The organism is Pseudoclavibacter sp. VKM Ac-2867, from assembly GCF_015351275.1.
GTDB lineage: Bacteria > Actinomycetota > Actinomycetes > Actinomycetales > Microbacteriaceae > Pseudoclavibacter.
In genome coordinates this window covers 1-26794 of sequence record NZ_JADKSL010000010.1, presented here as the reverse complement: position 1 = coordinate 26794, position 26794 = coordinate 1, and the positions used below count along the sequence as shown (strand labels likewise).

Annotated in this window: 19 protein-coding genes; 12 read left to right on the top strand and 7 right to left on the bottom strand. The window is 68.0% G+C overall.

Annotation, left to right across the window (positions count from 1 at the left end; all coding sequences use genetic code 11):
* Positions 1-23: 23 nt before the first annotated feature.
* The 10 genes from ITJ67_RS11200 (at position 24) to ITJ67_RS11155 (ending at position 14327) form a co-directional block, all read left to right on the top strand.
* Positions 24-302 carry an HGxxPAAW family protein gene (locus tag ITJ67_RS11200; RefSeq protein ID WP_146080203.1) on the top strand — a complete coding sequence of 93 codons (279 nt, stop codon included), beginning with the start codon at positions 24-26 and terminating at the stop codon, positions 300-302.
* Position 303: 1 nt separating this feature from the next.
* Positions 304-1077, top strand: coding sequence for an indole-3-glycerol phosphate synthase TrpC (gene trpC, locus ITJ67_RS11195; RefSeq protein WP_160071777.1), 774 nt, complete (start codon positions 304-306; stop codon positions 1075-1077).
* Positions 1074-2318: a tryptophan synthase subunit beta gene (trpB, locus tag ITJ67_RS11190; protein WP_160071776.1), complete on the top strand. Its 1245-nt coding sequence runs from the start codon at positions 1074-1076 to the stop codon at positions 2316-2318. The genes trpC and trpB overlap by 4 nt, the downstream gene beginning before the upstream one ends.
* Before the next feature lie 29 nt (positions 2319-2347).
* Positions 2348-3169 (top strand): tryptophan synthase subunit alpha, encoded by an 822-nt coding sequence (gene trpA / locus ITJ67_RS11185; RefSeq protein WP_194677756.1) that lies wholly within the window; start codon positions 2348-2350, stop codon positions 3167-3169.
* Complete coding sequence (gene lgt / locus ITJ67_RS11180; protein ID WP_194677664.1) at positions 3166-4263, top strand: prolipoprotein diacylglyceryl transferase; 1098 nt, start codon at positions 3166-3168, stop codon at positions 4261-4263. Before trpA ends, lgt begins: the two co-directional genes overlap by 4 nt.
* Before the next feature lie 188 nt (positions 4264-4451).
* Positions 4452-9020 carry a glutamate synthase large subunit gene (gene gltB / locus ITJ67_RS11175; RefSeq protein WP_228502682.1) on the top strand — a complete coding sequence of 1523 codons (4569 nt, stop codon included), beginning with the start codon at positions 4452-4454 and terminating at the stop codon, positions 9018-9020.
* Entirely contained in the window at positions 9013-10473 is a 1461-nt protein-coding gene (locus tag ITJ67_RS11170) for a glutamate synthase subunit beta (protein WP_104241252.1), read from the top strand. The genes gltB and ITJ67_RS11170 overlap by 8 nt, the downstream gene beginning before the upstream one ends.
* Before the next feature lie 56 nt (positions 10474-10529).
* Positions 10530-11987, top strand: a complete 1458-nt coding sequence (gene pyk / locus ITJ67_RS11165; RefSeq protein WP_194677662.1) for a pyruvate kinase — start codon at positions 10530-10532, stop codon at positions 11985-11987.
* 133 nt (positions 11988-12120) lie between these two features.
* Positions 12121-13155, top strand: coding sequence for an alpha/beta hydrolase (locus tag ITJ67_RS11160; protein ID WP_323741451.1), 1035 nt, complete (start codon positions 12121-12123; stop codon positions 13153-13155).
* Positions 13156-13223: 68 nt separating this feature from the next.
* A complete protein-coding gene (locus ITJ67_RS11155; RefSeq protein WP_194677661.1) occupies positions 13224-14327 on the top strand; it encodes an NADH:flavin oxidoreductase/NADH oxidase in 1104 nt (367 codons plus the stop codon).
* A gap of 118 nt (positions 14328-14445) precedes the next feature.
* Here the strand turns inward: ITJ67_RS11155 and ITJ67_RS11150 are convergent, their stop codons facing one another.
* The 3 genes from ITJ67_RS11150 to ITJ67_RS11140 all read right to left on the bottom strand — a co-directional run bounded on the left by ITJ67_RS11150 (position 14446) and on the right by ITJ67_RS11140 (position 16704).
* Complete coding sequence (locus ITJ67_RS11150; protein WP_194677660.1) at positions 14446-15213, bottom strand: MerR family transcriptional regulator; 768 nt, start codon at positions 15211-15213, stop codon at positions 14446-14448.
* A 26-nt stretch (positions 15214-15239) separates the two neighbouring features.
* Entirely contained in the window at positions 15240-16148 is a 909-nt protein-coding gene (locus ITJ67_RS11145; protein ID WP_194677659.1) for a DUF2268 domain-containing protein, read from the bottom strand.
* A gap of 97 nt (positions 16149-16245) precedes the next feature.
* Entirely contained in the window at positions 16246-16704 is a 459-nt protein-coding gene (locus tag ITJ67_RS11140; RefSeq protein ID WP_104241249.1) for a MarR family winged helix-turn-helix transcriptional regulator, read from the bottom strand.
* 53 nt (positions 16705-16757) lie between these two features.
* Between ITJ67_RS11140 and ITJ67_RS11135 the strand changes: the two genes are divergently transcribed.
* Positions 16758-17033 carry a hypothetical protein gene (locus ITJ67_RS11135; RefSeq protein ID WP_194677658.1) on the top strand — a complete coding sequence of 92 codons (276 nt, stop codon included), beginning with the start codon at positions 16758-16760 and terminating at the stop codon, positions 17031-17033.
* On the opposite strand, the gene ITJ67_RS11130 is transcribed toward ITJ67_RS11135, so the two are convergent.
* The 4 genes from ITJ67_RS11130 to ITJ67_RS11115 all read right to left on the bottom strand — a co-directional run bounded on the left by ITJ67_RS11130 (position 17034) and on the right by ITJ67_RS11115 (position 26194).
* On the bottom strand, positions 17034-17687 hold the full coding sequence (locus tag ITJ67_RS11130; RefSeq protein WP_194677657.1) for a TetR/AcrR family transcriptional regulator: 654 nt from the start codon (positions 17685-17687) through the stop codon (positions 17034-17036).
* A gap of 93 nt (positions 17688-17780) precedes the next feature.
* Positions 17781-18725, bottom strand: a complete 945-nt coding sequence (locus ITJ67_RS11125) for a hypothetical protein (RefSeq protein WP_194677656.1) — start codon at positions 18723-18725, stop codon at positions 17781-17783.
* 138 nt (positions 18726-18863) lie between these two features.
* On the bottom strand, positions 18864-20600 hold the full coding sequence (locus ITJ67_RS11120) for a diflavin oxidoreductase (protein WP_194677655.1): 1737 nt from the start codon (positions 20598-20600) through the stop codon (positions 18864-18866).
* Positions 20597-26194, bottom strand: coding sequence for a glutamate synthase-related protein (locus ITJ67_RS11115; RefSeq protein WP_323741450.1), 5598 nt, complete (start codon positions 26192-26194; stop codon positions 20597-20599). Before ITJ67_RS11115 ends, ITJ67_RS11120 begins: the two co-directional genes overlap by 4 nt.
* Before the next feature lie 274 nt (positions 26195-26468).
* Here ITJ67_RS11115 and ITJ67_RS11110 point away from each other — a divergent pair, with 274 nt between their 5' ends.
* On the top strand, positions 26469-26729 hold the full coding sequence (locus tag ITJ67_RS11110) for a hypothetical protein (protein WP_194677653.1): 261 nt from the start codon (positions 26469-26471) through the stop codon (positions 26727-26729).
* Positions 26730-26794 lie beyond the last annotated feature (65 nt).

Below are 26794 nucleotides of genomic sequence, written 5' to 3'. Positions count from 1 at the left end.
CGCACGTGACAAGGAGCACCCTCATGACTGAACTGGCCGCGAAGACGTCCCACGAACCCACGAGCATCGAAGAGGCAGAAGAGGTCCAGGAGGCCCCGCTGCAGGAGCCCCACGAGAGCCACGGCCATTCGGTTGCCGCGTGGACCGGTGTCCTCATCATGCTCGTCGGCTTCACCGTCGGGACGCTCGGCATCTGGTTCGACCAGAACATCGTCACCTGGGTCGGCGTCGTCGCGATCGTGATCGGGGCCATCGCCTGGCCGCTGCTCGCTCGTCTCGGCTTCGGGCCGAAGGCGCACTAGCTTGCTCGAGTCGCTGTACCACGGCGCTCTCGAGGACGCGGCTGAACGGCGGGAGCGCACTCCCTCGAGCGTTCTCGAGGCTCGAATCTCCGACGTCGCCCCTGCGCTTGACGCGTACGGGGCACTCGCCCGCTCGGAGCGCGTCAACATCATCGCGGAGGTCAAGCGAGCCAGCCCGTCTCGGGGTCGCCTCGCTGATATCCCCGACCCCGCTGTGCTGGCGGCTTCCTACGAACGTGGGGGAGCGGCCGCGATCTCCGTGCTCACGGAGCAGCGCAAGTTCCTCGGCTCGCTCGACGACCTCCGCGCCGTGCGCGACACGGTCGCCGTCCCAGTGCTCCGCAAGGAGTTCATCGCTGAGGAGTACCAGCTGCTCGAGGCCCGCGCGTGCGGGGCCGACCTGGCCCTGCTCATCGTCGCGGGGCTCGACCAGTCGACGCTCGTCCGCCTCGCGGAGTTCACCGAGCAGCTCGGCATGACGGCGCTCGTCGAAGCCCATTCGAAGGACGAGCTGCTGCGCGGTCTCGACGCCGGCGCGAGGATCCTCGGTGTCAATGCTCGCAACCTCGCGACCTTCGAGCTCCACCCGGAGCTCTTCGGGGAGCTTGCTCCCCTCTACCCGAACGATGTCGTCAAGGTCGCCGAATCGGCGGTCCTCGAACCAGCTCACGTGCGCCGCTACCGCGACGCCGGCGCAGACGCCGTTCTCATCGGGGAGGCGCTCGTGACGGGCGGCAACCCGGAATCTACTTTGGAGACCTTCCACCTCGCATGAGCACCTTGCCCCCAGACACCACATCGCTGCGGAACGCCTCTGGCCCCTACTACGGGGAGTTCGGCGGCCGCTTCGTCCCGGAGAGCCTCATGGCGGCTCTCGACGAGCTGTCGAGCGCCTGGGAGGCCGCGAAGGCTGACGACGAATTCTGGGCTGAGCTCTCCCGGCTGCACCGCGACTACTCGGGTCGCCCCTCGATCATCACCGAGGCACCGCGGTTCGCCGCGCACGCTGGCGGCGCCCGCATCATCCTCAAGCGCGAAGATCTCAACCACACGGGATCGCACAAGATCAACAACGTGCTCGGGCAGGCTCTGCTGACGAAGCGCATCGGAAAGACGCGGGTCATCGCCGAGACAGGCGCAGGCCAGCACGGCGTCGCGACTGCGACTGCGGCGGCCCTCTTCGGCCTCGACTGCACGATCTACATGGGTGCCGTCGACACTGCGCGCCAGGCGCTGAACGTCGCGCGGATGCGGCTCCTGGGGGCTGAGGTCGTGGCCGTCGAGTCGGGTTCGGCGACGCTCAAGGATGCGATCAACGACGCCATGCGCGACTGGGTCGCATCCGTCGACACGACGAACTACGTGTTCGGCACTGCCGCTGGCCCGCACCCGTTCCCCGCGCTGGTTCGCGACCTCCAGGCCATCATCGGCGAGGAGGCGCGCCAGCAGGTGCTCGACCTCACCGGTGCCCTGCCGGACGCCGTCGTCGCGTGTGTCGGAGGTGGATCCAACGCGATCGGCATCTTCAGCGCGTTCCTCGACGACCCCACAGTTGCGCTCTACGGCTACGAAGCCGCTGGCGACGGCGTCGACACGCCACGGCATGCCGCGACGATCGGCGCCGGTCGCCCTGGCGTGCTCCACGGCGCTCGCACCCTGCTCCTCCAGGACGTCGACGGACAGACCATCGAGTCGCACTCGATCTCGGCGGGCCTCGACTATCCGGGCGTCGGACCAGAGCACGCGCACCTCGCCGCCGTCGGTCGAGCAACGTACCTCCCGGTGACGGATGCGGCGGCCATGGAGGCCTTCCGACTGCTCTCACGCACCGAGGGCATCATTCCTGCCATCGAATCCAGCCATGCCCTCGCCGGCGCGCTCGAGCTCGGCAAGGAGCTCGGTCCGGACGCGACGATCCTGGTCTCGCTCTCGGGTCGCGGCGACAAGGACATGGAGACCGCAGCCGAGTACTTCGGTCTCGGCAACCCGGACCGCACCGAGGGAGAAGTCAAGTGACCTCAGCATCGACCACCGCGGCTTCCCCGATCCCGTCCGCGACGTCTGCCCTCGAGCAGGTCATCGACACGGCGAATAGAGACCGCAGGGGTGCGCTCGTCGCCTACCTGCCCGTCGGATTCCCGGACTTCGACACCTCCGTGGCCGCGGCTATCGCGGTCGTCAAGGCTGGCGTCGACGTCATCGAGCTCGGCATGCCGTACTCGGACCCGGTCATGGACGGCCCCGTCATCCAGGCTGCGGCCGTTCAGGCGCTCGAGGGCGGCTTCCGGACAGAGCACGTCTTCGAGGCCATCCGCCAGATCCGTGCCGAGGTGGACGCGCCCATCGTCGTCATGACCTACTGGAACCTCGTCATGCAGTACGGCGTCGACGCGTTCGCCCGCGACCTCGCCGCAGCGGGTGGCAACGGGCTGATCACACCCGACCTCGTCCCTGACGAGGGCGGCGAGTGGATCGCCGCCTCGCAGGCGCACGAGCTCGACCGCGTCTTCCTCGCGGCCCCCAGCTCGAGCGACGCTCGCCTCGATCTGGTCATCAACTCCAGCAGTGGCTTCGTGTACACGGTCTCGACCATGGGCATCACGGGAGCCAGGGCGGACGTCGACCAGGCCGCGCGCTCACTCGCGGACCGACTCCACGCGCACGGCTGCACACGAGCCTGCGTCGGCCTCGGTATCTCGACCGCAGAGCAAGTCCGCGAGGTGCTCGAGTATGCGGAGGGCGCCATCGTCGGATCCGCGCTTGTGAAGGCTCTCGCCTCCGGCGGCGTGCCCGCGGTCGCCGAGGTCGCCGCCCAGCTCGCGACCGGAACCGCACTCCACGCTCCATCTTCGAAGGAACAGGCATGACGCCACTGACCGGAATCCCCAGCCCGCCCCTCGACTGGGCGAGCTTCGAGGTCGGGCCGCTCACGGTGCACCTCTACGCGCTCTTCATCGTGGCGGGCATGATCCTCGCCGTGCTGTGGACGGACCGGCGCCTCACCGCGCGTGGCGGTGAGAAGTGGATCACGGTCGACTTCGCCATCTGGGCAGTGCTGCTCGGGCTGCTCGGCGCGCGTCTGTACCACGTCTTCACGCACCCGGCCGACTACTTCTTCGAGGGCGCCAACTTCTGGCGGATCTTCTTCATCTGGGAGGGTGGCAACGCCATCATCGGCTCCCTCATCGGCGGAGCGATCGGCATCTTCATCGCGAGCCGCATGACGGGCATCCGCATGCTCGCGTTCTCGGACGCGCTCATCCCGGGCCTCCTCCTGGCACAGGCCGTCGGGCGTCTCGGCAACTACTTCAACCACGAGCTCTACGGCTGGCCCACCGACCTGCCGTGGGGCCTGCAGATCGAGGCGAGCAATCCAGCCTTCCCCGTCGGCTTGCCGGAGGGGACGCTCTTCCATCCGACGTTCCTGTACGAGATGCTCTGGAACCTCGCCGGCATCGCCCTCATCGTGCTCCTCGAGCGCATGTTCAGGTGGCGCACGGGCAAGACGCTCGCCGCCTACCTCATCTGGTACGGAACCGGACGCATGTGGATCGAGTCCATCCGCGTCGATTACTCCGAGGTGATCCTCGGGATGCGCTCGAACGTCTTCGGGGCCCTGTGCCTCGTCATCGTCGGCGTCGCGCTCTTCATCTACGTCTCACGCCTGCCGGTCTCGCAGCTGAGCACGAGCATCTACCTTCCCGGACGCGATCCGGAGTCCGAGGCAGCCAGGGCCGCCGAGACTGCTCAGGGTGCTGAGGCTGACGAACTCGACGGGGACGACGAGCCCGACGGCGACGACGAACTCGATGCAGACGGAAGCGAGCTCGACGCCGACGAGGAAACCTCCGCGCAATCTTCGGTTCACGACGAGGAAACTTCCGAAGCCAAGCCTAACTCAGGCGCTGTGGAAAATACCCCTGATGAGAGCGAAGAAGTCTCTACCTCTTCGAAGAACTGACGCGAAACACCCCACCCCTCTCGGGCCTTGCTCGTGCACCTCGAAACACAGAAGTAACACAGCGGTCGTAATCTGCTGAATGGACCGACGGACGCCTGTAGGCACCCGCCCCGAACGGGCTCCGTCAACATCAGTCTTCTGTCGAGTCCGCCAAGCGACCCATGGCACCACCGACGAGGGGACGAGTTATGACCTCCGCCGCCTTTCCAACGAATGGCTACCCAGCAGCAGCCGGTCTGTATGACCCTGCCAACGAACGCGATGCCTGCGGGCTCGCGATGGTCGCCACCCTGCGTGGCACGCCGGGTCACGACATCATCGACCACGCGCTCGACGCGCTCCGCCACATGGAGCACCGCGGCGCCGTCGGCTCGGATGCGGGCACCGGTGATGGCGCCGGAATCCTGACGGCCATCCCGGATGACTTCTTCCGCGCGGTCAGCGGCTTCGATCTGCCTGCCGATGGCCGGTACGCGGTCGGCAACGCCTACCTCCCGGTGGACGCGGACGAGCGGGCCAGGGTCAAGGCTGGCATCGCCAAGCTCGCGGCAGAAGAGGACCTCCGCGTCATCGGCTGGCGAGAGGTTCCCGTGCAGCCCGATGAGCTCGGCAAGCTGGCGCGAGCCGCGATGCCCGTCATCGAACAGCTCTTCGTGCGCAGCGAGCGCCAGAACTTCCGAGGGAACCCGCGCAAGGGCGCGTCCCTCGACCGGCAGTGCTACCGCATGCGCAAGCGCGCCGAGCATTCGCTCGGCGTGTACTTCATGTCGCTCTCGTGCCGCTCGATCACCTACAAGGGCATGGTCACGACGCTGCAGCTTGAGCCGTTCTACCCGGACCTGAGCGATGAGCGCTTCGCCTCCAAGCTCGCGATCGTGCACTCGCGCTATTCAACGAACACGTTCCCGTCGTGGCAGCTCGCGCAGCCGATGCGCATGATGGCGCACAACGGCGAGATCAACACGGTTCGTGGCAACCGCAACTGGATGCGCGCCCGGCAGTCGCAGCTGCGCTCTGAGATCCTCGGCGACGTCGCGGACCTGTTCCCGATCGTCACCGAGGGCGCCAGCGACTCGGCCTCCTTCGACGAGGTGCTGGAGCTCCTGACCCTCTCGGGCCGCTCCCTCGCGCACGCCGTGCACATGATGGTGCCGGCAGCGTGGGAGACCGCAGAGGACCTGAGCGCTGAGGTGCGTGACTTCTACGAGTACCACTCGCTCATCATGGAGCCGTGGGACGGGCCTGCGGCTATGGCGTTCACCGACGGCCGCTACGTGTGCGCGACGCTCGACCGGAACGGGCTTCGCCCCGGCCGCTTCGTGCAGACGGCCGACGGCCTGATCGTGCTGGGCTCCGAGGTCGGCGTCGCGAGCCTCGACCCCGCGACCGTCATCCGCAAGGGGCGTCTGCGCCCCGGCCAGGTGCTCCTCGTGGACACCGAGGTCGGCCGCCTCATCGAGGACGATGAGGTCAAGCACGACCTCGCGGAGCTGCAGCCGTGGGGGGACTGGCTCGACGAGGGTCGTATCAACCTCGCTGAGCTCCCGGAGCGCGAGCACGTCACGCACACTCCGGCCTCTGTCGAACGCCGCCAGCGCACCTTCGGCTACACCGAGGAGGAGCTGCGTATCCTGCTCGCCCCTATGGCGAAGAACGGTGCTGAGCCGATCGGCGCCATGGGGACGGACACGCCCATCGCGATCCTCACGGACCGACCACGGCTCGTCTTCGACTACTTCACGCAGAACTTCGCGCAGGTGACGAACCCGCCGCTCGACTCGATCCGCGAGGAGGTCGTGACAAGTCTCACGACGAGCATCGGGCCGCAGGAGAACCTCCTCAGCGCTGGCCCCGAGCACGCGCGTCAGGTCGTGCTCGACTTCCCGGTCATCGACAACGACCAGCTCGCGAAGATCCAGCACATCGAGCAGCGCCCCGGTATCGACGCGGCGGAGACCCTCCGCGGCTGCTACCGGGTCGACGACGGCGTGGAGGGGCTGCGCAAGCGCCTCGAGGAGCTGTGCGAGGAGGCCGACCGCGCGATCGACGCCGGCGCCGGCTTCATCGTGCTCTCCGACCGCGACTCGAACCGCGACTACGCGCCCATCCCCTCGCTGCTCATGACGAGTGCCGTGCACCACCACTTGATCCGCACGGAGCGCAGGATGCGCGTCGGCCTGGTCATCGAGGCGGGTGATGTCCGCGAGGTGCACCACGTCGCAGTGCTGCTCGGCTACGGTGCTTCCGCCGTCAACCCGTACCTGGCGATGGAGTCCTGCGAGGACATGGTCCGTCAGGGCAAGCTCACCGGAGTCTCCGAAGAGAAGGCGGTCGCCAACCTGATCAAGGCGCTCGGCAAGGGCGTCCTGAAGATCATGTCGAAGATGGGCATCTCCGCGGTCTCCTCCTACGCGGGTGCGCAGTGCTTCGAGGCCGTCGGCCTCTCGAACGAGCTCGTCAGCGAGTACTTCACGGGCACGGCGAGCAAGATCTCCGGAATGGGGCTCGAGGGCATCGCCCGCGAGAACCAGCTCCGCCACCGCCACGCGTACCCGGCTCAGGCTGCTCCCGCGTCGCACCGTCCACTCGACATCGGTGGCGAGTACCAGTGGCGCCGTGAGGGGCCACCGCACCTCTTCAACCCGAACACGATCTTCCGTCTGCAGCACTCGACGCGCGAGGGCCGCTACGACATCTTCAAGGAGTACACGAAGCTCGTCGACGACCAGGCCGCGGAGACCATGACGCTGCGTGGACTCTTCAAGTTCAAGGTGGGCGACCGGACTCCGATTCCGATCGACGAGGTCGAGCCGGCTTCCGAGATCCTGAAGCGGTTCCAGACCGGAGCCATGAGCTACGGCTCCATCTCGAAGGAAGCCCACGAGACGCTCGCCATCGCGATGAACCGCATCGGGGGCAAGTCGAACACGGGTGAGGGCGGCGAGGACGTGGAGCGCCTCCTCGATCCTGAGCGACGCAGCGCCATCAAGCAGGTTGCCTCGGGCCGGTTCGGCGTCACGAGCATGTACCTGACTCACGCGGATGACATCCAGATCAAGCTGGCGCAGGGTGCGAAGCCGGGCGAAGGCGGGCAGCTGCCTCCGACGAAGGTCTACCCGTGGGTGGCTCGGACGCGCCACGCGACGCCTGGCGTCGGTCTGATCTCCCCACCCCCTCACCACGACATCTACTCCATCGAGGATCTCAAGCAGCTGATCTTCGACCTCAAGCGAGCGAACCCGTCGGCGCGCATCCACGTGAAGCTCGTGAGCGAGAACGGCATCGGCGCAGTCGCGGCCGGTGTGACGAAGGCACTTGCCGACGTCGTCCTCGTCTCGGGCCACGACGGCGGCACGGGCGCCTCGCCGCTCAACTCCCTCAAGCACGCGGGAACCCCGTGGGAGCTCGGTCTTGCCGAGACGCAGCAGACGCTCATGCTCAACGGTCTGCGCGACCGCGTGGTCGTGCAGGTGGATGGTCAGCTCAAGACGGGCCGAGACGTCATCGTCGGCGCCCTGCTCGGTGCCGAGGAGTTCGGCTTTGCGACCGCTGCGCTGGTCGTCTCTGGCTGCATCATGATGCGCGTCTGCCACCTCGACACATGCCCGGTCGGTGTCGCCACGCAGAACCCTGAGCTGCGCGCACGCTACACGGGTCAGGCCGACCACGTCGTGAACTTCTTCGAGTTCGTGGCGCAGGAAGTCCGCGAGTACCTCGCGGAGCTCGGCGTGCGCTCGCTGGACGAGATCATCGGGAAGCGCGAGCTCCTCGAGGTCGACGAAGCGATGCATCACTGGAAGACCGAGGGGCTCGACCTCTCTCGCGTGCTCACCGGCCACGAGTTCGGCGATGCGCCGACTCGGAGTCTCGTCACCCAGGAGCACGAGCTCGACCAGCACTTCGACCAGAAGCTGCTCACGCTCGCCGAGCAGGCGCTCGAGCGCGGCGAGTCCGTCAAGGTCTCGATGGATGTCATCAACACCGATCGCGCCGTCGGCACGATGCTCGGGCACCACGTGACCCTCAAGCACGGGGAGCACGGCCTGCCCGCAGGCACGATCGACATCGAACTGCGCGGGACCGCGGGGCAGTCGCTGGGCGCGTTCCTGCCGAACGGCATCCGCATCCGGCTCGTCGGCGACTCGAACGACTACGTCGGCAAGGGGCTCAGCGGTGGTGAGATCATCCTCAGGCCCGACGAGCGTGCGCCGTTCAAATCGCACGAGAACGTCATCGCGGGCAACGTCATCGGCTACGGCGCGACGAGCGGAACCATGTTCCTGAGCGGCGTCGTCGGCGAGCGCTTCCTCGTCCGCAACTCCGGCGCCACCGCAGTGGCGGAGGCCGTTGGCGACCACGCGCTCGAGTACATGACCGGCGGACTCGCCGTGATCCTGGGGGAGACGGGCAAGAACTTCGGTGCGGGCATGTCCGGCGGCATCGCCTACGTGCACAAGCTCGACCCGAAGCTCGTCAACCCCGACATGGTCTCGACGGGTGAGCTCGGTCTGACGACGCTGACCAGCGCCGATGCCGACATCCTGCGCGACATCCTCGAGCGCCACTACTCGGAGACCGACTCGCAGCTCGCTCGCGAGATGCTCGATGACTTCGACGCGGTGTCGAAGGAGTTCACGAAGGTGCTCCCGCGTGACTACGCGAAGGTCACCGAGATCCGCAACGCAGCCATCGAACGCGGTGGCGACCCCGACGACAGCACGACCTGGCACGAGATTCTGGAGGCGACCCGTGGCTGACCCGAGAGGATTCCTCACCAATCGCGAACGCGAGCTCCCCAAGCGTCGGCCCGTTCCCGTGCGCATCATGGACTTCAGCGAGGTCTACGACCCGCAGGAGCCGACCCAGCTGCGCCGGCAGGCTGGGCGCTGCATGGACTGCGGCGTTCCCTTCTGCCACCAGGGCTGCCCGCTCGGCAACATCATCCCCGAGTGGAACGACCTGACGTTCCGCGGTGACATGGCGGGCGCGAGCGAGCGCCTGCACGCCACGAACAACTTCCCGGAGTTCACGGGACGCCTGTGCCCGGCCCCGTGCGAGTCGTCGTGCGTGCTCGGCATCAACCAGCCGGCCGTCACGATCAAGCGCGTCGAGCAGTCCATCGCGGACACGGCCTTCGCCGAGGGCAACGTTCGTCCGCACCCGCCCGAGCGGCTCACGGGCAAGACCGTCGCCGTGGTCGGATCGGGGCCAGCGGGCCTCGCCGCCGCCCAGCAGCTGACACGCGCCGGCCATACCGTCGCGGTGTTCGAGCGTGACGACCGCATCGGCGGGCTGCTGCGCTACGGCATCCCGGACTTCAAGATGGAGAAGTCCGTGCTGGATGCACGTCTCTCGCAGATGCGTGCCGAGGGCACTCGCTTCCGCACCGGCATCGAGATCGGTCGCGACATCACGTGGGATAACCTCCGCCAGCGCTACGACGCCGTCGTAGTCGCCACCGGAGCGCTGGTCCCGCGCGATCTCCCCGTGCCCGGCCGCGAGCTCAAGGGCGTCCACTACGCGATGGACTTCCTGACGCAGTCCAACCGCGTGGTCGCGGGCGATGACCTCGCCTCGCAGATCCACGCCGAGGACAAGCACGTCATCGTCATCGGCGGTGGAGACACCGGTGCAGACTGCATCGGCACCTCGCACCGCCAGGGCGCGGCCTCGGTCACGAACCTCGCCATCGGCAAGGAGCCGCCGACCGAGCGTCCCGCGCACCAGCCGTGGCCGACGACTCCGACCCTCTTCGAGGTCTCGACCTCGCACGAGGAAGGCGGCGAGCGCGCCTTCCAGGCGTCCACGGTCGAGTTCATCGGCGACGAGTCCGGCCGGGTCCGCGCGATCCGCCTCGCCGAGACCGAGTTCCGCGCTGACGGCTCACGAGGCCCGAAGGCGGGCACGGAACGCGAGCTTCCCGCCGACCTGGTGCTCCTGGCCATGGGCTTCACGGGCCCGGAGCGGCACACGATCGAACCTCAGCTGCAGCTCCCGTTCACCTCACGGGGAGCCCTCGACCGCACTGCCGAGTACGAGACGGAGCTCCCTGGAGTGTTCGTCGCGGGCGACGCGGGCCGCGGTCAGTCCCTCATCGTCTGGGCGATCGCCGAGGGACGTGCGGCAGCCGCCTCCGTCGACCGGTATCTTGAACAGTCGACGGAGCTTCCGGAGCCGATCCTCGCCACCGAGCGCGCGATCTCCCTCTGAACCCGCCACCACGCGCCTCTCGGCGCACCACAGTTTCGACGAACCGGAGTTAATGCATGAGCCGTAGAGCGAAGATCGTCGCCACCCTCGGTCCAGCCGTCAACACCCCTGAAGGGATCCGCGCCCTCATCGGCGCCGGCGTCAACGTCACGCGCTTCAACCTCAGCCACGGCGACCACGCCGTGCACACGGAGAACTACACCCTCGTCCGGGATGCCGCCGAGGAGCTCGGCGTTCCCGTCGCGATCCTGGTCGACCTGCAGGGACCGAAGATCCGTCTCGAGAAGTTCGAGGACGGCCCCCACCACCTCGCGGTCGGGGACATCTTCAAGATCACCTCCCAGGACGTGCCCGGCACGAAGGACCTCGTCGGCACGACCTACAAGGGCCTGCCCACCGACGTGAAGCCGGGCGACCCGCTGCTCATCGATGACGGCAAGGTGCTCGTGCGCGTCGTGGAGACCGACGGCGTGACCGTCACGACCCGCGTCGAGGTGCCAGGCAAGGTCTCGAACAACAAGGGCATCAACCTGCCCGGCGTCGCCGTGAACGTGCCGGCGCTCTCCGAGAAGGACGAGGACGACCTCCGCTGGGGTCTGCGCATCGGCGCCGACATCATCGCCCTGTCGTTCGTGCGCTCGGCGGAGGACATCAACCGCGTCCACGCGATCATGGACGAGGAGGGCATCCGCCTTCCCGTGATCGCGAAGATCGAGAAGCCGCAGGCCGTCGAGAACCTCAACGAGATCGTCGACGCGTTCGACGGCATCATGGTCGCCCGCGGCGACCTCGGCGTGGAGCTTCCCCTCGAGCAGGTCCCGATCGTGCAGAAGAACGCGATCCAGCAGGCTCGCCGCTGGGCGAAGCCCGTGATCGTCGCGACGCAGATGCTCGAGACGATGATCGAGAACCCGCGCCCCACCCGCGCGGAGGCATCCGACTGCGCCAACGCCGTCCTCGACGGCGCCGACGCGCTCATGCTCTCCGGTGAGACCAGCGTCGGCGCGTTCCCGATCGAGGCGGTGCGCACCATGGCCCGCATCATCGAGTCGACCGAGACGCACGGACTGGACCGCATCCCGCCACTGGGCACGAAGCCCTTCACGCAGGGCGGAGCGATCACCCTCGCCGCGTCGGAAGTGGGCGAGTTCCTCAAGGCGAAGTACTACTGCGTGTTCACGGAGTCCGGTGACTCCGTGCGCCGCATGGCTCGCCTGCGCACCGAGATCCCCGTGCTCGGGTTCACCCCGTCGCCGCACATCGCTCGTCGCATGAACCTCTACTGGGGCGTCACGGCCGCCATCGTGGAGCGCGTCACGCACACCGACGAGATGATCGGGCAGGTCGACAAGTACCTCATGGAGAACGGCCTCGCCCAGGCGGGCGACGTCGTCGTGGTCGTCGCCGGCATGCCCCCGGGCCGCGCTGGCACCACCAACGACCTCCGCGTGCACCGCGTTGGCGTCGATGACGACCGCGTCGTCCCCGCGTACGAGGGCAAGCACACCCGCTAGCCGCACGCTGCCGCCGAGAGGCCGGTCAGGACCCCCACGGTCCTGACCGGCCTCTTGTCGTCGGTGAGAGCCCGCGGCGGCCCCCGGTTGGGTATCGTTTCACCATGTCGATAGCCAAGACGCGGAGCGAGTCGTGAGTCCGGTGCAGGGGTCCACCGAGCTGGATGTCAGAGACGCGCTTGTCGCGGCGACGGAATGGCGACCGGATATCCTCGGTTCCGGCTTCTCGGCACTCGATCTGACGCTCAAGCCCGACCACGAGGGCCCGGTCGTCGCAACGCTCGTGCGGGGGCCTCGGGCAGACCGCTTCGCGCGGGGCCCAGCGCGTGGAGCTGACGTCCTCTACGTGCACGGCTGGTCCGACTACTTCTTCCAGAAGCACCACGCGCACCACTGGGCGAGCGAAGGCGCACGGTTCTTCGCGCTCGACCTCCGCAAATACGGCCGGAGCCTCCGCGACTATCAGACGCCCGGATTCGTCACCGATCTCGCGACCTACGACGAGGAGCTGGAACGTGCCCTCGAGGTCATGGGGCATGGGCCAGGCGGGCACCGCCGGGGTCGGCATCCGCTCATCCTGATCGGTCACTCCACGGGCGGCCTCACGCTGAGTCTCTGGGCGGACCGGAACCCCGGTCGAGCGGATGCGCTCATCCTGAACAGCCCGTGGCTCGAGCTGCAGACCAGAGCGGCGGTCCGCACGGCGCTGACTCCGCTCATGACGCTCGCGGCCCAGCTCCGCCCCACGGATACGTTCAACAACATCGACTTCGGCTTCTACACGCGGGCTGTGAAGAAGGAGCTGGGTGGCGAGTGGGAGTTCGACGACCGCTGGCGGCCGACGCCGAGCTTCACCGTGCGAGCTGGCTGGCTCCACGCCATCCTCGCCGGACACGCAGCGGTCGCCGTAGGGCTCGACATCCGGGCGCCCGTCCTGACGCTCCTCTCGTCGCGGAGTACGCTGTCGCCGATCTGGCATGAGTCGATGCGCACCTCGGATTCCGTGCTGCGCGTCGACGACATCGCCCGGCGTTCACTCAATCTTGGTGACACGGTCACGGTTCGTCGCCTGGACGGCGCGCTGCACGACGTTCTGCTCTCCGCCCCGCCTGTGCGTGCCGAGGCGTTCGCGGCCATGTCGCGGTGGCTGAAGGCGTACCTCCGCTGATCGGCAGCGGGAACAACAGCGGCCGTCTCGCTGTTGGACCGCGTGTGCCCCAACGTCGAAAGGTCAGCATGAGCCGTCTCCTGTCACCCGTCACCCTGCCGAGCGTGGAAGGTGGCGGCCTGCGCTTGCGCAACGCGACGTTCCTCGCGCCGATGTGCCAGTACTCGGTGACGCGCCGAGACGGTCTTCCCACGTCCTGGCAGCTCGTGCACCTGGGAGCGCGGGCGAGCGGCGGGTTCGGGCTGGTCTGGACGGAGGCGACAGCGATCGTCCCTGAGGGCCGCATCTCGCCGGAGGACACGGGAATCTGGAGCGACGAGCACACGGAGGCGTGGCGACCCATCGTCGACTTCCTGCGTGAGCAGGGCGCTGCTGCGGGCATCCAACTCGGCCACGCCGGAGGCAAGGCATCCGCCTACCCGGCCCTGCCCGAGACGGCGCGAGGTACCGTTCCGGCAGACGAAGGCGGTTGGAGCGCTCAGGCTCCTTCGAGCACCGACGTCTTCGGACTCGCCGTCCCTGCCGCGCTCACGGTCACGCAGATCTCGGACCTCGTGACGGATTGGGGCAGAGCGGCCCGCCGCGCGGACGCTGCCGGCTTCGACGCGCTGCAGATCCACGCGGCTCACGGCTACCTGCTTCATGAGTTCCTGTCGCCGCTCTCGAACGAGCGGAGTGACGAGTACGGCGGCTCGTTCGAGAACCGCACCCGCTTCGTCCTCGAGGTCGTCGCAGAGGTGCGGCGCAACTGGCCAGCCGAGAAGCCTCTGGCGATTCGCTTCTCCGGTGAAGACTGGGTGGAAGGCGGATGGACGATCTCCGAGACCGTCGTGCTCGCGCAGCTCGTGCACGAGCTGGGCGTCACCGTGTTCGACCTCTCCAGCGGCGGCATCGGCGCCTTCACTGGCCCGGTCGGCCCCGGCTACCAGGTGTCGCTCGCCCGGGCGGTCCGCGAGGCGCTCCCCGCGGAGACCGCATTTGTGACGGCGGTCGGCCAGATCACGGAAGCGCGCCACGCCGAGGCGATCCTGGTGGGCGGCGATGCCGACGGGATCACGGTCGGCCGAGCCGCACTCGCCAACCCGAACTGGCCGGTGCACGCCGCAGTGCAGCTGGGAGACGGGCAAGTCGGCTTCGTGGCACCCCAGTACTGGCGCGCGACCATGGGCTAGACGCGCTGACCCGGATCACGCCGTTCCATTCTTCATCGGTGCGGACGTGGCGGCCGAAGTCCGTACGCCGACGTCACGAGTGTTTGCATGCCTCCACTGACCGTCCGAGCCAAGGGCATCACGGGAGCCGACCGATGTGAGTGCGAAGCGCGTCAGCGGCGAATCCTGCGGCTTCCCTGCTTCCGAAACTCACGTGGAAATCCGGATCCGACTCGTACTGGTCCGCGATACCGAGCACCATTGCGGTGGACCTCTCCGTGTCGCCGGCATGCGTTGGTGTTCCAGGGATCTGGGCGAACCAGTCCAGGTGAGAGCTCGCCTGTGTCTGGGCCGCTGCGGAATCGGGCTCATGACCTTCTTCTTGCAGTTCTCGCCAGCGCGCCAGAAGAGCCTCCGTTTCAGCTTTCCACGCGCGTTGTTCGCGAACGGACTTGCCATGCCACCACTGATGCGAGGCGTCGAACGCGTCGCGCCCCCAGCGCTCGACGACCTCGGCTTCGTAGGCGTCGTTGAAGCCTTGAAGCATGATGTCCATGCGAGGCTCACGGCCTTCCTGGCGCATCGCCAACGTGTGCTGAACCGCGGCAATGCGTCGCTCAAGCGTCGCCTTGTCCGCGTTCAGCTGCTCCAGGTGGGTCTGCAGCGCTTCTCGCTCGGCGATCGGTGTCTCCGGCGCATCCAGCACTGCAGCGATCTCAGTCAAGGCCATCCCCGTCTCTCGAAGCAGAAGGAGACGCTGCAGTCGTGCGACCGAAGCGGGCCCGTAGTAGCGATAGCCGTTCGACCCGACGCGGTCGGGATGGAGCAACCCGATGCGATGGTAGTGGCGCAATGCAGCGCCGCTTATCCCCGCTCTCTCGGCGAGCTCCTTGACCGTCCATTCCATCCGCACTCCTCAGCGTCTCTCGACCGTCAACTCCGCTCGGAACCTTCAAGGCCGAGGCAAGGCAGAACCCGCAGCAAGATCTCCGCCGCAGGGGTCCGAACGTTCTGCGCCGCCGTCGTGCCTGTGGCCTCGACGTACGCTGCAACGAGTCGCGCTCCAGCGGCGTAGCCCGCTCCAGTGGGCAGACCCACCGGTGAGCCACCCATCAGTCTCGCCGTGGCGTCACCGAGAACCCAACCGGCGAAATCCTGCATCCCGGTGACTTCAAGCCCGGTCGCGACCTTCGCGAGCACTTGGTCATCGGAGCGAGTCGCGTCGGTGACGAAATGGGTGTGTCCAGCGCCACCGTAGAGTTCCATCGCGAAGGTGTCCGCGAGTCCTTCGGAGATGACGTGCTCTCCAACCGTCACCGTGGCAGGGTTCCAGGCGATACCGCCTGGCGAGTAGCGGATATTGTGATGGAGTTCATGGACGGCGATGGCTTCGAGTCGGTCGAGGACACGCTGAGTGGGCCACACGGTGATAACTATGTAGCCGCTGATCCCGCCGAACCCCGACAAGCCCTGAACCTCGTTGAGGAAATGCTCGCTAGTGGGATCGCCGAGCAGGAGCAACACCGTGAGATCCGGCACGAGCACGCTCGGGTCGGCGGCCTTCAATGCGGCTGCTCCCGCCTCAAGGGCCTCGGCGACACGGGTCCACGCAGCAGCATCCACCAGCATCTGCAACCCCTCGCGCAGCTGGTCCGAGGACTCCTCCCAGTCGAATCCGAAGTTCTGACGGTGAATCGAGGCCATGTCCAGTTGGGCTGGAATGAAGTGGTACATGCCCGCCATTGGCGCCCACATCTCGCGCACGAGATCCGCACGCTTATGGGGGGTCGCATCCAGAACCCGCGCCATCGCGGAGGCGCTGTCAATCAGTGAAATGGTCATGGCATTCGACTGTAGACATTGACCTAGGTGCAAGGTCAACCATCGCGTCGATGCGTGTCCCCGGCCGGTGCTCCTCGGTCGTGTCTGAGATGTCGAGCTAGCTGCGAGGCTCGCGCGCCCCCTCGGCCCTGGCTGTCGTCGAGTCGTCGAGAAGCCGGGTGAGCGTGTCTTTGAGCGCCTCGAGTTCGGGGAGGGTCCACCCGAGCTCCGCGACGACCTTGACCGGCACCTCCTCGGCCTTGGCCCGCAGCTCGAGGCCCGGGGGAGTGAGTCGAATCTCGACGGCTCTCTCGTCGTCTGGTCGTCGGCTGCGGGTGACCAGGCCGGAGGTCTCGAGTCGTTTCACGAGCGGGCTGAGCGTGGCAGGCTCCAGATGAAGGGCCCTCGCGAGTTGACCGAGTGTCTGTCCGTCGTTCTCCCAGAGCCCGAGCATCACCAGGTACTGCGGATGCGTGAGGCCGAGCGGCTCGAGGATGGGTCGGTAGAGCGAGATGACGCTCCGACTGGCCGCGGCCAAGGCGAAGCAGAGCTGCTTGTCGAGTGCGAGGAGATCCACGGGTCCAGACTAGTCGCGCACACAGACCACGAATAGTTAGTACACTAACGATTATGGCCAGCGACAGACTCCCGAACCCCTACAAGGGTCAGCCCGGATGGTGGAATCGGCTGAACCAGCTACTGTTCCCATTCATGGGGCCGGCACAGGTGGGCACCGGGGGAGTCGCGCGAACGGATCCCGTCCGAGCACCCGCGTCCTGCCGGGACTGCGGACACCCGTACTCCGAGCACGAGATCCGGCGAGGCGTCGGCGCCAATCAGCCGAGCAGCATCCTCTGCCCGAGCGAGGAGCGACGCGAGTCGGGCTCGACGCGGACCTCCGCCTAGTCACTCCCGGCAAGCACAGATCGCGTCAAACGCCCCGCGGACGTCCGCGGAGAGCGCTTCGGGGTCAGAGGTGCCACCGGCGGCCGCTGTGAAGAGCAGCCCGATGAACGCGAAGTACAACGCCCCCGCCCGCGCGGCGGCGTCGCCCTCGGCGGTGCATCCGCGCTCGGTGATCACGGTGCGGAATTTCTCAGTGAGACTGGTCGCCAGGTCCGAGAAGAGTCCCGCTTCGCGCCCGCCCGAGATGAGGATGGACGCGTAGGCGCGCGCAAGCTCGTCGTGACGCGTGAACAGCGCGACGAGCGGTGCCGTGAGGCCCACGAGCCTGTCCGGGCAATTGCCCCCGATTCTGCCAGCCCCAGGGCCCAGTCCGGCGATATCAGCAGATGCAGCCCGCTGGGCAACCTCGGGACTGGTCTGATCGACGACAGCCGCCCGCTTGGCGAGCTCCGCCTCGACGAGGAGGTCGAAGACACGCACCAGCAGCGCGCTCTTGTCGCCCACGGACATGACCGTGCCGACACTCACGCCCGCCGCCTGGGCGATTCCGCGGATGCTCGTGCCAGCGAACCCCTCCTCAACGAAAAGGTGTGCCGCGGCGTCCACTACGCGGGAGTGCGTGAGCTGCTTGATCACTGCGCGTGGTGTCGACATGCCCGAAAGGCTACCTCGAACAAGTTCAGTGAACGCGTTCATACGCGCCCATGCAAGGGCCAGGCGAGGTCATTCGAGCACCTCACACCTGCCTCACGCAGCGGGCAACGACTCCAGCATGTGCTCCCAGGCGCGATGCACGTCGGCCGAGACCAGCCCGAGCTGCGTCACCACGGCGACGCAGCGGGCGCGCTCATCGTAGAGCTCCAGCGTCGACGTGCGACCCCGCGGCCCGCAGGCCGCCACGAGCAGACACGAGCGCACCGCGCTGAGATCGAGCTCGATGACGCCATCCCCAAGCGAGACGACCAGGAGCGCACCAACACGTTCCACGAGGTGCACCGGCCCCGCGCTCAGCTGCAGCACAGCACTGGACGCAACACCCACGCAGACCGGCAATCCGACTGAGCTCAGGTGCTCGAACACCGCGGGGAGCAGCGAGGAATCCACGGGGCGGCTGTTCCCGACGCCACCGACACCCCAGACACCGCGAGCAGCGCTCCCTCGCACCAGCGCAGCGTGTCGATCGGATCCACCCGCGTCGAGAATCGCGTCCAGCTGCGCGAGCTGATCGCCGTCGCGCCAGTCCGCTGCAACTTCCCCGGGCAGCTGCAGGTTGCGCAGCTGCGCCTCGCTCGGCGGCCGAGAACGTCCGAGGTTCGCGAGCAGCCCGGCGTCCTGGGCAGAGTGGACAAGCACCCGATGCACGAGTCGCCCGCCGCTCGAATAGACGTACAGGCCGGGGAGCGCGCCCTGCAGGCCCTCCTCGTGGGCGATCACCGCGACGCCGAGCGACGCCGGACGAACCCGCAAGGTGATCCAGGCGGAGGGCGCGAGGAGCGCCCGACCGCACGCCGTCGGCAGGTCGTAGCTGCCGATCTGGTGGATCGTGCACGCGCCATTGCTGGTGGTTGCCGTCGCCGTGCCGAACCCGACAAGACCGTAGGCGAGCGCCTCCGGCGACAGCGTCACCTTGCGGAGCATGGTGTGCGGGGACGAAAGCAGCCGATCGAGCGTCCCAGCGTTGAGCGCGCTCACCTGCCGGGAGTGGCCCGCACGGACTGCGCCATCCCGCCCGAGACCTCGGAGCCCACCGCCGCGACGCCGCGCGCACGGGCAGTCCCCGCCCGCCCCGCAGACCTCATCCCGGCCCGCGGTGTCCTCCGGCAGCATGGCTCAGTACACGTCCCTCACGTAGCGCTTCTGGCGCTTCAACGCGGCGACGTACTCAGCCGCGCCTTCGGCCGTCACTCCTCGCTCCTGCGCGACCACCGTGTGGAGAGCATCGTCGACATCCCTCGCCATGCGCGATGCGTCACCGCAGACGTAGAAGCACCCACCCTCTTCGAGCCAGGCGTAGAGCTCGGTGCCGTGCTCGAGCATGCGCGTCTGCACGTAGATCTTCTCCGCCTGGTCGCGCGAGAACGCCAGGTCGAGGCGGTCGAGGACACCGCGCTCGCTGAGCCCCGCGAGTTCCTCCTCGTAGATGAAGTCGCTGTCGCGGTGCTGGTCGCCGAAGAGCAGCCAGTTGCGTCCGGATGCGCCGCGCGCCTCACGCTCGTGCAGGAAGCCGCGGAACGGGGCGATCCCCGTGCCTGGGCCGACCATGATCATGGGGGCGTCGTCATCCTCAGGCACGCGGAACGCCGCGTTCGGCTGCAGGAACAGGTGTACGGGGTCGAGGTCGCCGACACGGTCCGCGAGGAACGTGGAGCACACGCCGCCGTACCGGCGGGCCTCGTTTCCGTAGCGCACCGAGGCGACGGTCAGGTGGATGCGGTCCGGGCTGGCAAGCGGGCTCGACGAGATCGAGTAGGCGCGGTGCTGCATGGGCCGTAGCAGCGACGCGAACTCATCCGCGGTGAAGATCACTCCCTGCGCCGCCCGGAGCACGTCGAGCGTGTCCCTGCCCCACAGCCAGCTGTCCAGCTGCGCCTTGTCGCCGCGTTGCACGAGCTCCGCGACAGCTCCGCTCGGCTCCCGCGCGGAGAGCTCCGCGAGCAGGTCCTTTGAGGGGGCCGTGATGTCGAGCTCTCGCTCGAACGCCGTGCGCAGCATCGAGCCGCCCTCGAGCATTTCGTCGCCGGAGAAGCCGAGGTGCCCGAGCAGCTCGTCGACGAGACCGGGCTCGTTGACCGGCACGACGGCGAGGGCGTCGCCCGCCGCGTACGTGATGCCGCTGTTGCCGAGATCGAACTCATAGTGGCGAATCTCCTTCGAGCTTCGTGGCCCGGAGAGGACGCGGTTGACGGCGAGGCGCGACGGGTACGGCGTCTTCTTGTTCCACGGCGAGCGCACTCGGGCCGGCGCAGCGGCACCGGCTGGCGCTGGAGCGGCGGTGTTCGGCTGGAGGGCCGCGAAGTGCTCGACCACCTCCGCGATCCACTCGGCGGCTGCATCCTCGTAGTCGACGTCGCAGTCCACGCGCGGCACGACACGAGTCGCCCCGAGCTGCTCGAGGCGCGTGTCGATGAGCTTGCCGGCCTGGCAGTAGTCGTCGTAGCTGCTGTCTCCGAGCGCGAGGACAGCGAATTTCGCCGACTCGAGGCGCGGAGCACCGTCAGCGGACAGCTCCTCCCAGAACAGCTCGGCGTTGTCCGGCATCTCACCCTCGCCGTACGTGGACGTGACGACGACGATGTTGCGTTCGCCGTTCAACGCCTCGGGGGAGACCGAGTCGAGCGGGGCGAGCGTCGCCGCGAGCCCCGCGGCTCGCGCCGCCGCCGCGAGGTCCTCAGCAACGAACTCGCAGTTCCCGGTCTGCGTGCCGATGAGGATCTCGAGCGTCAGCGTCGCGGCCTGCACCTCCTTGTCGGCGGTGGGGATCGCGGCGAGTCCCGCCATGAACCCGGAGAGCCAGGCCTGCTGCTCCCGGGTGAAGGGGGCGTCGACGGGGATGAACGGCGCGCTCATGCGAGGCCACCCGCCGTCGGAGCGAGGCCAGCGGCCGCGGCCGTCGGCTGCTGGCGCTTCTCGGTGACGACGAGCTCGCGGGCGATGTCGACCATCGCCGCGGTCGCGAGGATCTCATCGGTGCCCACCGACTGGAGGAGCCGGCGGTTCTTCACGTTCTGGTGCATGATCCACCCCGTCGTTCCTGGCGCGTCGATGCTGCGCACGTTGCGCAGGCGGAGGGCGTCCTTGTAGTCCTCGAGGCGCTTCGCGGCGATGAGGGCAGCGAGCTCCGCGTCCTCGAACCGGTCGAGTTCGCCGCGCAGGTACTTGTTCACGCGCTGCATGACGAAGAAGTCCTCGGTGAGGATGAGCTTCCGGACGGCGTCGACCACCCTGGGGTCGTCGGGCCCGCTGGCGTCCGGCACTCGGGTGAGCGCGATGTCCTGCGAGATGTTGAGCACCGCGTAGGAGGCGAGCAGGGCAAACCTGTCGTCACGGTCCGACTCCGAGCCGCCCGGGGTGCGCCCGCCGATCACCGGGTGACCGCCGCGGTAGGCCTCCTTGAAGAGGCGGATGCGCTGGGTTGCGATGGAGGTGGAGAGCTCGTCGAGCAGCTCCTTGCGTCCCTTCGCGGCGAGGATCTTGTCGGCGTCCTGGTAGAGCAGCAGCGCGCGCGGCATGCCGCAGAAGAACCTGCTGCGCTCAGACTCCCAGTCCTGGAGGATCTGAGCGGCGAGCGGCGAACCGGTCGCGTCGAGGTGCCACTGCAGGAGGAGCTTGACTGCGGCCTCGTGGAAGTCGCCGTGGCTCGTGTCGGTGATGGGGAACACCAGCAGGGAGTCGGCGCTCACGTTCTCGCGCGTCGAGCCGTCGGCGTCGTACTGGTAGACGAATCCGCCGCTCATGCCGTTGCCGAGGCCCTTGCCTGCACTCCCGAGGTTGAGGACGGCCCCGTTGGTCATGTACTCGCAGCCGAAGTCGCCGATGCCCTCGACGACCGCTGTTGCGCCGGAATTGCGCACTGCGAAGCGGTCGCCCGCCTCGCCCTGCACGAACGTGCGTCCGCCCGTCGCGCCGAAGAGCGCGAAGTTGCCGATGAGCACGTTCTCGCCGGGCTCCGAGCCGCCGCCGCCGGGGGAGAGCACGACGATGGTTCCGCCGCCCTGGCTCTTGCCGACGCCGTCGTTCGCGGTTCCCGTGTGCACGAGGCGCATGCCGTCGTTGCTGAAGGCGCCGTAGGACTGCCCGGCGGATCCCTGCGTCGTGACGGTGATGCTGCCGTCCACGAGCGAGCGCCTGCCTCGCTCGTCCTCGACGACTGCGGGGAGCCCGGCGACCGTCTCAGCGTCGAGCTCGTAATTGAGCATCCGCTCGATGTCGATCGAGAGCTGACCGCCGACGGACTTGAAGCGGTTGCCCATCTCGACGCCCTCGATGAGGATCGACGGCTCCGCTCGGTCGACGAGGGCGGCTCGGATCTGGTCGACGAGTGAGTCGTCGATGCTGAAGTCCTTCTCGAGGTAGATGGGGTTGGCGACGATCTTCTCGGGAACCTTCGCGAGCATGTCGCGAACGTCGAGGTCGCCGACGCTCGCGGGGTGCGCGAGGAGCTGCAGCAGGTCGCCGCGCCCTCGTGCTTCCCCGAGCGAGCGCAGCCCCAGCGAGGCGAGGATCTCCCGCACCTCGTGCGAGATGTTGAGGAGGTACTGGGCGAGCGCGCGCGGGTCGCCGTCGAACACCTCGGGGTTGGTCGTGAGTCCGGCAGGGCACTTGATGTTGCAGTTCTTCGCCATGACGCAGCCGAGCATCATGAGCGCCGTCGTGCCGAATTCGAAACTGTCGCCGCCGAGAAGCGCGGAGGTGACGACGTCGCTTGCCATCTGGTGGGCACCGGAACAGCGCAGGACGACCTTCTGCCTGAGTCCGTTCGCGAGGAGTGCCTGGTGGACTTCAGCGACGCCGATCTCCGCCGAGCGTCCTGCGTACTTGAGGCTCGTGACGGCGGCCGCACCCGTGCCTCCCGTGTTGCCTGCGACGTTGATCACGTCGGCGCCCGCCTTGGCGACGCCGACGGCGATCGTGCCGATGCCCTCCGACGAGACGAGCTTCACGACGACCCGCACCCGTGCTGCCTTGCAGTCGTGGATGAGCTGCGCGAGGTCCTCGATGGAGTAGGTGTCGTGGTGCGGCGGCGGCGAGACGAGCTCGACGCCTGGCGTCCCACCTCGGGCCGCGGCGATGTCGACCGTGACCTTCGGCGCCGGCAGCTGGCCGCCTTCGCCGGGCTTCGCGCCCTGGCCGATCTTGATCTCGAGCTCCTGCAGCATCGGGTCGGCGAGGTAGCCGGCCCAGATGCCGAAACGGCCGGACGCGAACTGCTTGATTCGCGAGCCGCGGATCGTGTTGTAGCGGGTGATGTGCTCGCCGCCCTCGCCGCAGTTCGACATGCCGCCGACCATGTTCGTGCCGTGCGCGACGGACTCGTGGGCGGTCGCGACGAGCGCCCCGTGGCTCATGGCGCCGGATGCGAGGGTGCGGGCGATCTCGTGCGCGGGCTGCACCTCATCGAGCGAGATGCTGTCCGGCGCTGTCCTGAGGAGGCTCAAGATGCTCGGTGCGCCCGGGGCGATGCGCACCTCGAGCTTCGAATCCGTCGCGGTCGTCTCGGTGATGGCGTCGCCGTCGAGGGCCGTGAGGACCTGCGCGAGCGCGTCGTAGCGGGTCGAGTCGTCGTCCAAGGGGCCGGTGAGCTTCAGCTCGTAGGTGGAGTTCTCCGTGTGCCCGATCTCGAGGCCGCGGACGCGGACGTCGCTGTTCCCCTCGAGCGAGAAGCGGCTGAGCTCGCGCGCGAACTCGGAGGGCGTCGAGGCGAGGCGGACGTCTGCGGGCAGCGAGAGCACGTCGCGGAGCGCCGAGGGACGCCGCGTGCGCTCCTGGATGGTGTTCGTGACGAAGTCCCGGTAGCCGGGGGTGATCTCGAACGCGTCGATCTGCTCCGGCGTGAGTGCGCCGTAGCCGCTGTACGTGTACGCCTTGTCGTCGAGCCCGAACGCGTCGCCGAGCTGGCCGAGGGTGAGGAGTCGCAGCGAGTCGTGACCTGGGTGCGGCTCTTCGCTCGCGGCGGGCCCCTCCGGTGCCTTCGTCGTCTCGAGGATGCGCGGCTCCTCGGTCATGTCGATGAACCCGCGCACCGCGGTGGTGCCGAACGAGTGGCCGGCTCCTTCCTGGCGCTCCTTGAAGAGGCCGAGGAGGGGGATCTGCTTCTCATCGGCGACCGCGACGGCCCGCTCGTGCCACTCGGCGACCGCGAGGGCGATACGCTCGAAGCGCACGCCGCCGACCGGGGCAGCCAGGTGGGGGAAGTAGTCGGCGAGGACGGGGTCCTTCGTGTCGAGGTAGTTGGGCTCGAAGAACTCGCCGCCGATGTAGCTCTCGACGGTGCACAGGCCGACACGGCCCATGGTCTTCATGAGCGACTTCTCTGCTGCCTTCGCGAAGCGGGCCACGGCGAGGTCGGTGTCCGTGATCGTGTCGATCGAGGCGGCGCCGCTCGGGTAGCGCTCCTCGGCGCGCAGGCGCACGCAGAGCGGGTAGACCGCGGCGGCACCGAAGCCGAGCGCGGCGGCGATGTGGTGCGACGAGGGCAGCTGGCCGCTCTCCGCGATGATCGACACCCGCAGGCGCAGGCCCTCACGGATGAGTCGCTGGTTGACGGCCGCGATGACCAGGATGAGGGGGATCGCGGCCAGCTCACGCGACACGTTGCGGTCGGTGAGCACGGCGATGCCGCCGTGCGTGCGCGCAAACGCGGTCACGGCGTCGCACACGCGCTCGACGGCTTCGCGAAGCGAGGCGGCGTTGGCGGGGGCGTCGCCCTGCACGGGCGTGTAGAGGATCTCGAAGCGCTCGAGCGGCGCGAGGCGCTGCTCGCGGAGCGCGACCATGTTGAGGTGGCTGAGGATGGGCGAGGGCACGACGATCTGCCGCGTCTGGTTGCCGCCGTCGGGCTTCGCGCCGAGTGCGACGCGCAACGTCATGCCGTCGGCCTCCCGGATGCTGTCGAGCGGCGGGTTCGTGACCTGCGCGAAGCGCTGCGAGAAGTACTTCGCGAGCCCGCCCTCCTGGTCGGAGAGCGCGTTGATGGCGTTGCCGTAGCCCATGGCGGAGATGCGCTCGGTGCCGTTGGCGAGCATCGGGTCCATCATGAACTTGAAGCTCTCCTGGTTGAGCGAGTACGCGACGTACCTGCCGGCGGGGGAGAGGTCCCCGTCGTAGCCGAGCGTGTTGCTGCCCCGGTCGATCTCGGGCAGCTCGATGTCCTCGATATTGACGCGCGCGGCCTCGAGGTCTGCGCTGTAGTCGCGGCGCAGAGCGAGCTGCTCGAGCGCCTCCCACGTGCGGAAGCTGCGCCCCTGCGTGTGGTCGAAGTAGAGCATGCCGCCCGCTTCGATGCGACCGCGGCGCACGATGCTGCCCGGTGCGAACTGGATCTGCCCGGCCTCGGAGCTCACCACGAGGTACTCGTCGGTCTCGACGGTGCGCAACGGGCGCAGCCCGAGGCGGTCGAGCCGCGCGCCGATGATGTCGCCGTTGCTGAAGACGAGTGCTGCCGGTCCGTCGTTCTTCTCCTCGTAGAGGGAGAAGAACTCGAGCATATCCCGGACCTCCGGGGTGAGCGTGCGGTCGTTCTCCCACGCCGGCGGCATGGTCGAGACGACGGCCTCGACGAGCTCGAGCCCGTCATCGAAGACGCGGCTCTGCAGGGTCTGGTCGAAGCGGCTGCTGTCCGACTGTCCGGGTGGATGCACGATGACGCGGCCCCGCGCGGTCGCGAGCGCGTTCTCGGAGAGGCGGTTCTTGCGGTCGGTGTTGAGCTCTCCGTTGTGCGCCAGCATGCGGAACGGCTGCGCCATGCTCGGGTGCGGTTCCGTGTTGGTCGAGAAGCGAGTGTGGAAGAAGAGCGTGCGAACCGACTGGCGCTCGTCGAGCAGGTCGGTGAAGTAGGGGATGACCTCGTTCGAGTTGAGGCGGCCCTTGAGCGTCTGCGTGCGGGCGCTCAGCGACAGCGGGTAGAGACCCTGGAGTGCTGCGTTCGAGTAGGCGATGCCCTCGATGTCGAGGAGGGCGGCGTTGGCTGCGGCGTCCATCTCGGCACGGGTCCAGCCCTCGTCCGCGACGAAGATCCACTGGACGATGGGCAGCTGGTAGTGGGCCGCCGCGGGGCGTGCGACGGTGGCGTCGACGGGCACGTCGCGGACGAGGACCGGCTCGATGCCGTGCGCGCGCAGCGTGCTGGAGATGAGCTCGTGCGCGATGTCGAGCTGCTCGACGTCGCTCGGCATGAAGAAGTTGCCCACGCCGAAGAGGCCCGACTCGAGCTCGCGCTCGACGAGCGAGCTGAAGAACTCGACCGACAGGTCGACGTTGATGCCGGCGCCGTCGCCGACACCTTCGGCGGACATTCCTCCGCGGTGGGGGATCGCGCAGAGCGCCTCGTTTCCGAGCCGGATCACATCATGGTGCTGCACGCCGTCCTTGCGCGTGATGAAGCCGACGCCGCAGTCGCTCTTCTCGAGCTCGGGACGGTACAGACCAACGGTTTTTTGCGACACGAAGATGCCTCCAAGGGACAGCAGCGAGGGGAAAGGCGACGCGAACACTGCAACATTGGAGGTTTCGTCAGCGGGAGTCGTCACTTGGTGCGGTGCGGGGTTCCCAGCGGCATAGCGGTATACGTACGGTAAGGGTTGCCTAAAGCTGACGCAAGGCCACGCGCCGATGATTGGTCGACAGATTCTGCGCCCATTGCACTCGGACGGGCGGCTCCGGCAGCCGGCGTCCGCCCCTGCATCCGCGTCCTTGTTCTCCGGCTGAGATGATGGAGGCATGAGCGACGTCAAGACATACATGCGAACTGCCTCCGCTGAGGCCGACGCCGGCGAGGACACCCTCGCGGAGGTCACCGACAGGCTCGTGCAGCGCCTTGTGGAGGCCGCTGCCGCCGACGGCATCACGATCCCGGAGGGCGAAGTCCAGGTCGACGTGCTCGTCGACGACACGCTGAACCTGTGGGACGCGACCGCGAGCTGGTCCGGAACCGGTGACAGCGCCGCGGATGCTGAGGCGACGGTCACCGACATCGGCTAGCGCCGAAGACGAGCACCGCGCACGAGCGAAGCCCCGGTTCGGCCAGTGATTCACTGGCCGAACCG